The organism is Enterococcus sp. DIV0691 (genome assembly GCF_051711145.1).
Taxonomy (GTDB): domain Bacteria; phylum Bacillota; class Bacilli; order Lactobacillales; family Enterococcaceae; genus Enterococcus_B; species Enterococcus_B hirae.
The window spans coordinates 30,052-43,516 of record NZ_JBIOLY010000002.1 but is presented as its reverse complement, the minus strand read 5'-3'; the positions used below and the strand labels follow the sequence as shown (position 1 = coordinate 43,516).

At 33.2% G+C, this 13,465-nt stretch carries 13 protein-coding genes and 1 pseudogene; 11 read left to right on the top strand and 3 right to left on the bottom strand.

Annotation, left to right across the window (positions count from 1 at the left end; genetic code table 11):
• Positions 1-698: 698 nt before the first annotated feature.
• The 3 genes from IGJ11_RS13415 to IGJ11_RS13405 form a co-directional block, all read right to left on the bottom strand.
• Positions 699-1,016: a type II toxin-antitoxin system RelE/ParE family toxin gene (locus tag IGJ11_RS13415; protein ID WP_438772636.1), complete on the bottom strand. Its 318-nt coding sequence runs from the start codon at positions 1,014-1,016 to the stop codon at positions 699-701.
• Complete coding sequence (locus IGJ11_RS13410; RefSeq protein ID WP_438772634.1) at positions 1,017-1,271, bottom strand: AbrB/MazE/SpoVT family DNA-binding domain-containing protein; 255 nt, start codon at positions 1,269-1,271, stop codon at positions 1,017-1,019. It abuts the gene before it with no gap.
• Between the two features lie 255 nt (positions 1,272-1,526).
• Positions 1,527-1,661, bottom strand: coding sequence for an addiction module toxin RelE (locus tag IGJ11_RS13405; RefSeq protein WP_438772712.1), 135 nt, complete (start codon positions 1,659-1,661; stop codon positions 1,527-1,529).
• A 26-nt stretch (positions 1,662-1,687) separates the two neighbouring features.
• Here IGJ11_RS13405 and IGJ11_RS13400 point away from each other — a divergent pair.
• The 11 genes and pseudogenes from IGJ11_RS13400 to IGJ11_RS13350 all read left to right on the top strand — a co-directional run.
• Positions 1,688-1,892: pseudogene (locus tag IGJ11_RS13400) on the top strand (zinc ribbon domain-containing protein); the annotation flags it as partial.
• A 1,182-nt stretch (positions 1,893-3,074) separates the two neighbouring features.
• Positions 3,075-4,121, top strand: coding sequence for a replication initiator protein A (locus IGJ11_RS13395; protein ID WP_438772632.1), 1,047 nt, complete (start codon positions 3,075-3,077; stop codon positions 4,119-4,121).
• A 780-nt stretch (positions 4,122-4,901) separates the two neighbouring features.
• Positions 4,902-5,234 (top strand): type IV conjugative transfer system protein TraE, encoded by a 333-nt coding sequence (traE, locus tag IGJ11_RS13390; RefSeq protein WP_438772631.1) that lies wholly within the window; start codon positions 4,902-4,904, stop codon positions 5,232-5,234.
• Positions 5,235-5,965: 731 nt separating this feature from the next.
• Positions 5,966-6,145 carry a hypothetical protein gene (locus tag IGJ11_RS13385; RefSeq protein ID WP_438772630.1) on the top strand — a complete coding sequence of 60 codons (180 nt, stop codon included), beginning with the start codon at positions 5,966-5,968 and terminating at the stop codon, positions 6,143-6,145.
• Between the two features lie 395 nt (positions 6,146-6,540).
• On the top strand, positions 6,541-6,780 hold the full coding sequence (locus IGJ11_RS13380; RefSeq protein ID WP_438772628.1) for a hypothetical protein: 240 nt from the start codon (positions 6,541-6,543) through the stop codon (positions 6,778-6,780).
• Between the two features lie 80 nt (positions 6,781-6,860).
• The gene (locus IGJ11_RS13375) at positions 6,861-7,532 is read left to right on the top strand and encodes a class A sortase (protein ID WP_438772626.1); all 672 of its coding nucleotides are present in this window, start codon (positions 6,861-6,863) and stop codon (positions 7,530-7,532) included.
• A 52-nt stretch (positions 7,533-7,584) separates the two neighbouring features.
• On the top strand, positions 7,585-9,561 hold the full coding sequence (locus IGJ11_RS13370; protein WP_438772625.1) for a pilin N-terminal domain-containing protein: 1,977 nt from the start codon (positions 7,585-7,587) through the stop codon (positions 9,559-9,561).
• Between the two features lie 14 nt (positions 9,562-9,575).
• Positions 9,576-10,322 carry a class C sortase gene (locus IGJ11_RS13365; RefSeq protein ID WP_438772623.1) on the top strand — a complete coding sequence of 249 codons (747 nt, stop codon included), beginning with the start codon at positions 9,576-9,578 and terminating at the stop codon, positions 10,320-10,322.
• A gap of 16 nt (positions 10,323-10,338) precedes the next feature.
• Entirely contained in the window at positions 10,339-11,100 is a 762-nt protein-coding gene (locus IGJ11_RS13360) for a pilin N-terminal domain-containing protein (RefSeq protein WP_438772621.1), read from the top strand.
• Positions 11,101-11,112: 12 nt separating this feature from the next.
• Complete coding sequence (locus IGJ11_RS13355) at positions 11,113-11,373, top strand: hypothetical protein (RefSeq protein ID WP_438772619.1); 261 nt, start codon at positions 11,113-11,115, stop codon at positions 11,371-11,373.
• Positions 11,370-13,439, top strand: a complete 2,070-nt coding sequence (locus IGJ11_RS13350; protein WP_438772617.1) for an isopeptide-forming domain-containing fimbrial protein — start codon at positions 11,370-11,372, stop codon at positions 13,437-13,439. Before IGJ11_RS13355 ends, IGJ11_RS13350 begins: the two co-directional genes overlap by 4 nt.
• The last annotated feature ends 26 nt before the right edge of the window (positions 13,440-13,465 follow it).

Genomic DNA, 13,465 nt, shown 5'->3' with positions numbered 1-13,465 from the left:
TATTTACTACCGTAAAAAAAGAAAATATGTACTACCTTATAATTAATAGGCGAAAAGTAGTACATAACTAAAAAAGAGAACCGATGTACTTATTTCTCGTCTTACATTTCTTATATAAAAAGAACTATAGACAATATGTCAAACTACATGAATAAGAAAAAGAAGAAATATATTATTATATAGCGTCCTTCAAAGTAATGACGCTATTTAGTGTATATTTTAATATACTGTTGAGCCATTTCCAGTAAATAATATTTACCACATGATTTACTAATTCATCCACCCTAAATTGGACGAACCAGCTAGCTTGTAAAAAAGTAGCAACTGGATCCCATAAATAAAAAGATCAGCTTACATTTAAATAAAATGAACTATAAGATCCCTTTATTTTTTAGTACCCCATCGGCCACTACCATATTCTTTCCTGGCTCATAGTCTCTATGTGTCTCTCATAAGAAAAGTTTGAGCCCTTCTATTGCGATTTTTGGAGCTTTCAGTAAAAAAATGAATGAGAGCATAACAAGAACGATCTGGGGATCCCTAAGCGCTGGAACCATATCATTTTTTTATTAGCTTCCATCCACAATACCGTATGCGACGCTTAGAGCCTTTGGAGCCGTTACGAAGGGCTTCTTCTTTTCCATTGATCAAAAAAGAAGCCCTTAGAATCACTTTACCAGCGCCCAAGGACTTCTATATTAAAATTCTAGTTTCATTTGTTTAGATTGGAAAATACGTCCTACAAGTATCTCTTTTTTCTCAGGGTCGATCCGATAAAATAAGGCATAGCTTTTGCCGATCACGATCCGATATGTGGGAATATTCATTCCATAGATTCCGGAAACTTCCCCATGCATAGTTGGAAAATTTTTGGTTAGTTCTAAAGCCTTCTGAATCGCACCTACAAATCTTTTTATGCTGACTGGAGAAAGAGTAAGCTCATTTTCCCATTCTTCTATTATCGTTTCAAGACTAGTCTGAAAACTTTTAGAATAAACTAGCGTATATTCTTCCATCTATTCACTCCAGCCGTATTTTCCGAAAGCTTTTACCATTTCAATTTCTGAAACTATTAAACCTTTCTCAAAGTCCTGAAAACTTTCTTCAATTAATTTTCGATCGTGTTCTTTTGCTATTTGAGTGGTGTCTAATATAAATAAGTTGCCTTCTTGTTTGGCTTGGATAGTGTCTCCGTTTTTTAAACCAAGAGAGCTTGGAAGGATCACTCCCACGCTATTGCCGATCTTTCTAACCTTTAGTTCTTTTCCCATGTTATCACGCTCCTCTTAGCTTTTGACGAACAGATTATAACACGTTATAACATCAATTGCCAACGGTGCTATTTAAGGGATCTCAGTCCATATTATTATTTGATTAAATAAGCCACTTAGAACGCTGAAAACATATAAAAACGCTATCAAAACATTAGTAAACTACTCACCATACACTTCCGTTAACATCCATTTAATTAAGTATTTTTATTATATATAGATTTAACATATGTCGGTTGATTGATCTAGCTAAAGTTATAATTCAACCGAAGCCGATTCATCTAAACGAATAAAGTCGCGAGTGCTCTCTGCTAATTCATAAAAATGGTTATGTGTTCCACGTAACCATACTGGAATAACTTTATTTTCTTGAATCTCGTAACTGAATATCGTAGACAAGTAATTGATAATAATAAGCTGACTGGTACGGACGTGAGATTGTTAAGATAGATAAGTGGTTTCCATCTAGTCAAATTTGTTCAGAATGTGGACACAAAAACGGCAAGAAACCGCTCGACATTCGAGAATGAACTTCTCATTTGTCACACCCATCAAGATCGAGATATCAACGCTAGTATCAATGTCTTGACCGAAGGTTTAAGGATACAATCATTAGCTTAGATAAAATCAAGTACCGTAGCAACTACAGGGATAGCTTGGTCAATAAGAGACACCGCTGTTAGTGAAGAATAAACTATCAAGGCTGTTCTCTTCCCAAGAAGCTTTCACTTCAAGCGTTAAAAAACGTTAGGTTTAGCTAAGTGAGGGTAGCTAACCTAGGCCCCTCCCCTTCTGTTATAAAAGAAGATATATATTAATTCTTAATTATATACTACCTTAAACTATTTAAGTACTACCATATTTAAGAGCTACTTAAATAATCTAAAAAAATAGTTATTCAATTCTATTAACTCCAACTAAATTATGCTAAACACCTTTATATAAACATATGCAACTCATTAGCTAGACAAAATACATCCATATAGTTTTATCCATTAATTATGTACTACTTAAATAAAGTAGTATACAATTAATAAATATGTACATAAAAAAATTAAGACTAATTTTTTTATAACTTGTACAAATTTTCTTATTAAACACTACCTAATTTCGGTAGTGTTTATTTTTTATGTTTTAAGTAGTATTTAATAGTAATTTGGTAGTATTTTTTTATTATCTTATTCCCATAACGGTAGCACATAATAGAAACATAGGTAGTATATAATTGAAGTTTAATGATAGTATATTATTTAAAAGGTAGTATGTAACTACTTCAAAATATTTTTTTTTAGATTAATACAGTAGTATGTAATTGAATAAGTTAATTTTAATGGTAGTATATAATCATCATATATATCTGACATTGGTAGTACTTATTGTATTTTTTAGTAGTACATAATCTATTGTTTTCTAACTTAAAGCCTTGTTTTATAGAAATAATAACAATATATACTACCATTTATTAGTAGTATATATTGTTATTATCGGTAGTATGTTTCATATACATTAGGTAGTTCTTAATTCATTTTTTCTTTAATACTGGTAGTACTTAATCATCATTAATTTTCAAACTAAATTTTATTCATATATTCTTCTGGTAGTATTTAATTATAAATAATATTTATTTAAAGTAGTTCTTAATGGGTTTGTAGGTAGTACATAATTAATTTTATTCCTGATTTATGGTAGTACTTAATAAAAAAATAGTTTTAATGCGTTTGCATTTTTTGTTTATCTTTGCTATTTTCGAAAAGAGTAGGAAATTTTACATAAATAATCCAACGTGAAAGTAGAGGATCTACAATGACTGAATTTAATTTTTTTAAAGCAGATAGGATTTACAACGAATTATTTTATCAATTTCCAAAAGTCTTTATTGTTTCTAATGAATACAAAAAAATGAAAGATTCAACTAAGATTGCCTATATGCTTTTAAAAGCAAGATTAGAGATCGCGATTAGTAAGAGACAAATAGATGAAGAAGGTAATGTTTATTTTACTTATACGACAAATGAATTATGCAACGTATTAAACTGCCAAAAACAAAAAGCAATAGCAATCAAAAAAGAGTTGGAATCCTTTGGTTTATTATTACAAAAGCAGATGGGATTTAACAAACAGTTAGGGAAAAATAATCCTAATAGATTATATCTAGCAGAATTAAAAGTCTCAGAAAATGATATTTACTTGCTCGAAAAATTTGATAGAGAAAATAAAGAAAACGTTGATAAATCAGAGGGTATGAAAATCATACCCTCACCAGAAGAAAAATCAGAGGCTAAATCCCTTGGGACTCAAGATGGTATGAAAATCATACCGTGTCAAAACGTTGATAAATCAGAGGGTATGAAAATCATACCAGAACTTAATAATAATATATTAGACACTAATAGACACTTAATAGACACTAAAACTGACCAATTACAAAATCAAATTTTGCTAGATAACTTCGTCGGTATCATGAAAGAGGATAGCATAAACACCTTTGTACCAGAAAGGGTATTAAGCTTGATAAAAACATTTTCCAATACCTACGAAGAAGCACAACAAACTGTCATAACCATACACAATGCAAAACGCAAAGCTGAGGAATCAGAACAAGTAGTTGTCGTTTATGAAGAAATTGAATCTTACGGAATCGATGCTGACAAAGGAATATATATGACTTTATTAAAAGCTTATCAAAAACAAAAAACTGAAAAAGTAAATAATTTGCAGAATCTGATTTTTGTTTATGTTAAAAATTGGTTTGCTGAGAAAGCTATTGCTGCAAAACTTGCAAAAGAACAAAAAGCAACTTTTGAAGGGATACCACCAGTTAGCACGGAAAACTGGTTAGATTCTCTATAATAAATTAGAAATTTTTTATGTTTTTAATTGAATTACAAATGTTACAAAGTAATAATTGTAATTAAGGATTATCAAAATTAAAAGTTTATGATAATAATCCCAAACGTAGATTTTAACTTCATAATCGTTAGATTTTAAGACGATTTTTTGGCCAAAAATAGGGAACTAGTGTTTGCATGCGTTTTTTTTTGAGTTATAATAATTTATGAAAAGAGGTAATTTACTTATTTCCTCAAGCTGAAAAGCCCGATATTACTTCTTTTCAAGCAGTACTAACAATATTCATTTACATTTTTTTGTATAATTTTAGTTGTTTTAAATTTAATTGTCTGCTATGCTTGTGATGAATTGATTTTCGTTCTGCACTTTTGGACGATACATTGGGATAATTGAAAATACAAAAAAAGAAAGGCCCTGTGAGACTCGGAAGGCTGGTAACCTTCGTCGACGTCCACAGGTGGCATTAAGTCGTCATCTTAATGCGTTTACCTTTCAGTGTTACGGTATGATCCGCAACGGACTTAGTATAACAGATATTCAAAAGTGATACCACTTTTTTTGGCAGCATTAAGGTTAAAAATACGTGATATTACGATGGATCTATGTCAGGTCATAGGTTAGAAAAAAGTCCAAGGGTCTCTTTGCTGTATGATAAACGCTGAATTTAGAGGGAACGCATGTTTGGATGCGTTCCCTCTTTTTTGTTTGTCAAGAACGAAAATCAATTCTTTGTTTTTTTAAAATAACAGAAAAAATTTAAGAAAGTGGAAGGATTAAATTATGGCATATACAGGAATTTTGAGTATCGAAGATATTTGTCACTACGGTAAACGGTGTACCGCTACAGAAAAAATCACTAAGAAACTATCAACAGGTCAAAGCAAAACTGTAGTGCAGTGTAAGAAATATGTAATTCAGAAAGACAAAGTCTCAGAAGAAATGATTTATTACATTGGGAAACGAAAACAAGTAATCTTAAAAGATCCTATTGCTTTAAAAGAGCTATATCCAAGAATCAAACATGTTTATGACCAAAATGGTGTATTGATTGGTCGAAGGAAAAATGGGGTCTTGCGGTGTACCGCAAAAGGGATGGGGCGTTTGATCAGCTGACTTGCCCATTCTCATAACTTGTATTTTATCGTTTTTCGCTTGCTTGAAAATATTGTCGAGACTTCTAGACGAACTTAGAATCACTAAAAAAACAATGAGTAGACTTTATCTATCAACAACTTCTTTGGGAAGTGACGGGGTAGGTTTTTGCGATTGATAACGTAAAAAATTGGTCAGTCGAGTAAATGCTTTTGTTTGGATAGTGGTGAAATGAATTTGTGTAAATTAGATGCGCAGAGTAAACAAAAGGGAATTTAGAAGTTAGACAAGTTTGAATAGCGCCTAAACTAATCAGAGCAGCTACTAAGGGGTTTAGGCTTTGACGCAAACTCATGGAATAAGGAGTAGGTCTTCTCGTAATGGAGAGGATGCACAAGGAATTGTGTCGTGTGCTGCAGCACATGTAGATACTTGCGAGGACGTTGATATTTGGATCAATCGAGCATTTACCGTTTTCTACTAGGGTTTCTCGTTTCGGACGCCATAAACGAGTTGATTTATTTTATATATTTTTGAGTGAACGAAAAGCGATAAAAATATTCACTGTAGACTAAATGAAGAACTCAAAGAGCACTTCACTAATTTAGAAAATATTGACTTAATAGCGAATGAATCATTTAAATCGCTATACGAAAGTTTAGTTGAAACATTGAAAAAATATTTTGTACAAGATGGAAAATAATACGAAAAGTAAAAGAAAACTATTTTAATTGGATTGGAGATATGAAGATATGAAAATAAATACAAGTAGGACAGTTTCTCTAACTAAATTTCGGTTGAGTAAAGAGTATGAAAAGGAATTAACTGAAGCTGAAATGCCGAGTTTTGTACAAGAAAGAATCGATTATTTTGCAAAATATCTTTCAAAAGGAATGATATTTTCAGATTTGTATTTGTTACAGCTGAGTTAGATGAAGCTGAACTGGCAACAATGTTTGAAGAAATTTTTGATAGCTCCTATTTTTATATGAGTAGTGAATTCGTGAACTGGTGCCGAGATTCAAAAAATTGGAAACAACGACAATTCGAGTTAGCAAATGCAGTTATCCATATATATCAACAAAAAACAAGGAAAGAACGAATGATTGTGTGAAGCAATTCATAAGGAGAGAAAAAATGAAGACACTGAATCAATTCAATAATCAACGTTGAGAAAAGACTTGGATTATTGGCAAATACAAAATGGAATTAAAGAATTGAAACCTGTTCGATCAGTAGTGAAATGAAAGTATAAGAGTGAGGTATAAAGCGTATGTTGTCATAGGCTTTTTTATTTTTGTAAAAAACAAGGAAAGTAGGAAAACTCATGAATGATAAAGAAATCGAAGATAGAAAAAAAGTGTCGAAAGAAATGGAAGAAAAGTTGCTAAAAACGATGAAACAAAAATACCTTAGAAGACTATCTGTCATGCAATATATCAATGATATGCAGATAATAGGAAAAGAGAAAGCCTGTTTATTAGGTTCAATGAAAAACTTTGAACAGTTGAGACGAACTTATGTAAAAAAAGGTTCTAGTTGCCAACTATTATTAGAAGTTTCATAACATTAATTAATAAACTTCATTTTTAAAACTTTTTCTACGGAAGTGAGGAAAAGTTTTTCTGTTCGAAAGGAGGTAGATGGATGAAAAAATGGTTATTTGTTTTTTTAGGAGTTACTTTAATCGTCTTTTGCAGTGTGTGTGGCTATGTTAGCTATCAAAAACATGAAGGAGAGGTGTTTAAGCAAAATATAGAAAAAAAGATACCCGTAGATCAAATCAATGCACATGCGAAGAGTTATAAGGACGATGAAACGAACGTCAATAATGATATGTCTTTGGAGCAAATATTGTCCATACAAAAAGGAGCAATTGAAATGGGTATCAATAAACAAGTATTTGCAAAAATTCATATCCCTGCACTTGGTTTAGTATTGCCGATTTTTAAAGGGGCAAATCAATATACTTTGAGTCTTGGAGCAGCTACTTATTTTTATGAAGATGCTGAAATGGGCAAAGGAAACTATGTTCTAGCAGGTCATAACATGGAAATGCCAGGTGTTTTGTTTTCTGATATTCAAAAGTTGTCATTAGGGGAGGTGATGAACTTAGTTAGTAACGATGGCATCTATCGTTACAAGGTAACGCGTAAATTTATCGTACCTGAGTACTTTAAATTAATTGATGGTATTCCTGAAGAAAACTCTTTCTTGTCTTTACCGAAGAAAGGAGAGAACCCTTTATTAACGTTGTTTACTTGTGTTTATACGTCACAAGGAAAAGAAAGATACGTGGTACAGGGAGAGCTACAATAACAAGGTTTTAATCAGCGCGAGTCGTTGAAATATGAAATAAGGAGAGTAAAAAATGGCAATAAATCGGTATGTAAAAAAAGCTGGAATGCTTGTTGGAATGTTAGGAATCATTGCAAGCTGCTTTCAGGGGTATCAAGCACATGCAGAAGATGTCACGCAAAAAACGCCACCAGAGAAGGTCAATATCACGGTTCATAAATTAATGTACGATCAAGGAACGCAATTGAATGTTGATATTGACGGGATCAAAAACGATGGTTATACGCGTGATCAATATCCTACAGGTGTAACGAAATACAATAAAGTAGATTATGGTGATGTTGAGTTTACGTTAGGAAATATTACGGATCAAGTATTACCGACTGAAGATTCTGATCTAACCAACGCGAAAGTGGACGAAATCGTTAAAGATGTAGAAAACAAGGGATCTAACAGTGAGTACGTCAAGAATGCAACCAACAAAATTACTTCAGCTGTAGATGAAAATGGCGAGATTACTTTTGCTGATCAACCAGCCTATGTCAATTCTAAGGGAAATGTTTATGTGATTTATGAAAGTAAATCTGCTGCTGGATTAGTTACACAGAAAGCAAAACCAATGGTTGTGCTTGCACCAATGACAGACAATACAGGATCAGGATATTTAAAGGATATTCATTTGTATCCTAAGAACATTGTCTCTAAGTTGAGTTTTGAATTAACGAAATTTGGTGACGATGGCACAGCTCAAAGCAAACAAACACCTTTAAAAGGGGCAAAATTTGAGTTATACAAGGGTGAACCTGGAAAAGGAACAAAATTAGGAGATCTTGTATCGGATGATCAAGGAAAATTGACTGCGACTGATTTGACGTTAGGAAAATACTATTTTGTGGAAGTTCCTTCGGAAGTTGTAGTTGGGTCAGATAAAGAACCTACTGCTAATCAGTATTTATTGGGCGCTGATGCTCGAAACGACGAACACAATAAGTTAACCTTTGAGATTACAAATGACGGTGTGATAAGTGATTTAAAAGCTTCCTACGTAAACTATAAAGCACCAGTGATCGATAAAACAGTAACAAATGGAACAGGACAAGAACATTCTTTCCAAATTGGTGACGCAGTAAATTATCAAGGAACGATTCACATTCCAACAGACATTGCAGGTGGAGTAGACGGTATCACAGTAAACGGTGTAAAAAGTGAAACTTCTCCTTACAGTGTATTTAAATGGAGGGATACAGCAGGAAAAGGACTTTCTTATGTTGCTGCTAAAGCAAATATCAAAGTAACAAACAAAGATGGATCAGTGGTATTAAAAGAAAATACAGATTATAAGATCCAAAATTCAGAAAACGGCTTTGTGATCGATTTTATCGTGAATAATGGTCAAGTAAGTGATACTGTCGCAAGTTTACACGGCCAAGATCTTCAAATGACTTATAACATGTATGTAAATGACAGCGCAGCTGTTGCCAATCCATTAACCAATAGCGTTGATTTTGTCTATAACAATAATCCATTTAACCAGGAAGAACACCATGAGAAAACAAAAGCAGACGTTGTAACTTATGGCGCAAAATTCTTAAAAGTCGATAGCGGATTGTTTGGAACTGGTATCAAATCAACCCCGCTTGAAGGCGCAGAATTTGCTGCTAAAAACGCAGAAGGAAAATATTATGGCGGATTAGTTGATACGGATAAAGACGGTATCAAAGAAGTAATATGGGTAGACGATGTAGCAAATGCAACGATCCTAAAATCAGACAAAGAAGGTCAATTTGAAATCAAAGGTTTAGCTGCAGGTGAATATTCACTGGAAGAAACAAAAGCGCCTGAAAACTATCAAAAATTAACGAAAGAGATCTCTTTCAAAGTAGACAAAGATTCATACAAAGAAGAAAACCGAATCACGATCAAAAACAATCAAAAAGCTTCCGTACCAATGACTGGTAGCAATGGTTTCCATATGTATATATTGATCTCTTGCTTGTTGCTAGGAGTAGGGGCACTTTCTGCAGTTGTTTACTTTAAGAAGAAAGCTTAAAAGGATCAAAACCAATGATTATCAGGAAGCCTAAAAAAAGGCGAATCATGGGGAAGTGGATCATTGCTTTCTGGTTACTATCAGCTGCAGGTGTCTTACTTTTGATACCTGCTGAGGCGAGCGTAGCAAGATACCAGCAAAATCAGCAGATTGCCGCAATCGATCGAACAGGAACGGCAGCAGAAGCTGATTCTTCTTTAGACGTTGCTAAACTAGAGCTAGGTGATCCAATTGGAATACTCTCTATACCTAGTATTTCTCTGAAATTACCAATTTATAATGGGACGTCTAACAAAATTTTAGAAAATGGTGTAGGGATTACGGAAGGAACTGGTGATATTACAGGAGGAAAGGGTAAGAATCCTTTAATTGCAGGACATAGCGGACTGTATAAAGACAGCCTTTTTGATGATTTACCTTTAGTAAAAAAAGGAGAAAAGTTTTATATAAAAGTTGATGGTGAGCAACACGCTTATCAAATCGATCGGATTGAGGAAGTGCAAAAAGATGAACTACAAAGAAATTTTGTCACTTATTTAGAACCAAATCCCAATGAAGATCGAGTAACGCTAATGACATGTACGCCTAAAGGAATCAACACCCACCGTTTTCTTGTTTATGGTAAACGAGTAACTTTCAATCAATCTGAATTGAAGCATGAGAAAAAGAAAATTCTTTCTAGTAAATGGCTCTTTGGTGGGGCTATTTTTATTTTACTTGTAATTAGTGGTTCAATTTTCGTCTACCATAAGAAAAAATAAAAGGAGGTTAACCAGCATGAGGAATAGAAAATGGTTATTTGTTTGTGCAGCTGCTCTTTTTTCTTTTACTGCCTATACACACTTGACGTTTGCAGACAAACAAGAAAGTACAGATAGCACAGAACAAACGGTGCGAATGTCAGATAGTAGCACAAATCAAAGCAGCGATGAAGCCGTCGATTCGTCAACAGTTGATTCTTCAGAAGAACCGAAAATTGCTGAAGACGGTCAAGTAGTCAAACAGACCATTCACGTTCAAAAGATTATTTCTTCCGAACAATTAGACAACCAGGGACAAAAGCTTGAAAAACAAGAAGGAATAAATGGTGCGAAGTTTTCTGTTTATGATGTATCGGACATTTTACAAAAGATGGATGTTAAGGATCTCTCAACGGATCAAATTGAATCTCAATTGAGAGATCGAGTAAAAAAGTTATCCAGTGATCAATTGAAGCTAGTTTCTAATGGAGAAACAAAGACAATTGATCAACAAACAGGTGTGTTTGAATTCTCGGTAGAAGTACAGGCCAATCAGAAACAAGCTTATTATATTGTCAATGAATCCAGTCCTAAAAATATTTCTAATAGTGAGGGTATTTTGCTATTAACACCTGTTTCTGATAAAAATGGTGAATTCTTAAAGGATGTGTGGATCTATCCCAAATCAGAAGCTTCACAACCTAAAGAAGAGGTGAAAAAAATTGTTTCTACTGGCATAAAGAAAAATTTCTTTGAGAATTGTGTGGATTTTATTACTCACATATTTTCTAGAGATTAAGGAAGACATAAGATGAAACTGATCAAACTATTATTATTCAATCTTTCTTGTTTAACCACAGTCTTTTTGTACTGCGGTTTATTATTTTCTCAACTATCTATTTTGCCAACATATCAACCATACCTAATGAAGATCTTAAGCATACCAGCTGCTTCTATGCCACTAGATATCATGGAAAAACTCATTAGGCGTCCATTATTTTTTACGATCAACTTGATCGTTATTGTCGGAATTTCACTAGTCATTTATAAAAAAGAAGGGATGAAGGGATGAATTTTAAACATTCGTGGACAAGACGGTTAAAATATGTTTTTCCCGTAATGATGATGTTAAGTGTATTGTTTGGGTTAAAAACAACCAATACCTTTGCTGAAAAAGTTATTGTCGATCCGTCAAATCCAATCCAGAACGTAAAGAATAATTTTATTATTCCAAAAGATGTACCGAATGCTAACACAACAATCAAAGTCTATGATTCAGGATCTGTTCAGAAAAAGCATTTAGCAGCAAATCAGGGCAGTGCTTGGGGTAATATCAACTATTTAACTGATAATAATGTTGCTCTAAACACGCGTTATCCTTCTTTTCAAAAGAATTATGGACAAACTTCATTAATTATTGATAATGTGACCTCAAAAACTCGAATTGAAGCAGATTACGGAAAAATTGCAACCTATAAAGGAGAAAAAGTTAATGTAAAGCTTGTTTTTTCTGATATTAAACTGTTATCTGATGAATTTCCTTTTGCTACTTTAGGTAATCCTTATAAAGCAGCGTTTAATAATGCGAATAGTTCAATTAGTAAAAGCAAAAAAAGACTACTATTTTATATCTCAGATAATCTATATAGTGGGTTTCATTATCATGCTTCACAAATGAACGTACAACTAGTAGTTACACATGATGACGGTTCACCAGTAATATTTGATGGAGATACGTTTATTAGCTTTAATTCTTTAAATCCAATTGCGAAGAATTCAAATAATACCCAAAGAGGGGAATACGCTTACTATCATGGTATGAATAATTCTGATTGGTATGTAACGAAAGATACCGTGTTAACTGAACAGAAATCCTATTACAATAATTTGACTGTAGTTGGTGGAAATAACAAGGCTCCATTTGATAAAGGGCTTTATTGGAATGATCATTATGATGAATTAGGAAGTGAAAAGTTCAATCAAGCGACAGTATCTTTCCGAATAAAAGGATCGAATCCTTTATTTGTTGTAGGTGGAAATTTTGCTACATGGTCAAGTTTATCATCTGCAACAATCTTTAGTGTTGTTCCTGATCAACCTGAAAAAACAGGGATAGATAAAAATGGAAATAATGTGAACGACAAAATGTTGCAAGTAGGAGAAACGATTCAATATCGAATCAAGCAAAAGGTAAACCGATTGGGAGTGGACTTACTAGCAGTTTATGATCGATTTGAATTAATTGATAATTTACCAAAAGAAGTAGATTACATCGATGCACATGTAGAATGTGGTTCAAATAAAAAGTTCGATATCTCTGGTGAAGTGACCTATGACAAAACAAAACACCAGGTAAAATATGTAGCGAAAACTGATACATTAAAAAATCGAATGAAGTATAACGGCGAAACTTACGAATTAGTGATCAATGTAAAAGTCAATGAATTGGCCAATCAAAATAGTGTAGCCAAAAATCAGGGAACGTCGATCATTAATAAAGTAGAAAAGGATACAAATATTATTACTGTTTATTTCCCTAAAATTCCAGTGAAAGAAGTACAACAAAATGGAAAGGATGTAAACGGACGAAATGACGGTAAGAAGGGTACGCCGACAGCTCCTTTAAACGCGGGCTCTGAAGTACAATATCTAGTTACACAAAAATGGCACACAAAAGGCGTAGACTCTGCGTCAGAACACTACAAGCAATTTAGTATTCAAGATCCAATTGAAGCTCGTTTGTCGTATAAAGAAGGTTCTGCGCAAGTGATCGATAAGAGTACAGGAAAAGATATTACTTCTGAAGGCACACTAACCTATGATAGCAATTCAAGAACGCTGAAGTGGGAAGCTTCCGCTGACTTCTTAAGTAATAATCTTTTAGATGGACGAGAAATTCAACTGATATTTACAGCTAAAACCCCATTACAATCAGAAAAAAATATTGATAACCAAGCGTTAGTATCAGTAGATAATGTTTCAAATAAAACGAATGTAGTGACAATTGGTGTTGATCCTAACTTGCCACAAGTCATTGTTCCTAAAACAGGTTCTACACATTTAGTAACAACTTTAGTGGTCAGCTTACTATTACTTGTGTTAGCTACTTTTAGTTATGTAATTCTTAAGATCAATTAAGCAAAAAAACAAGGCTGATTTTCAGC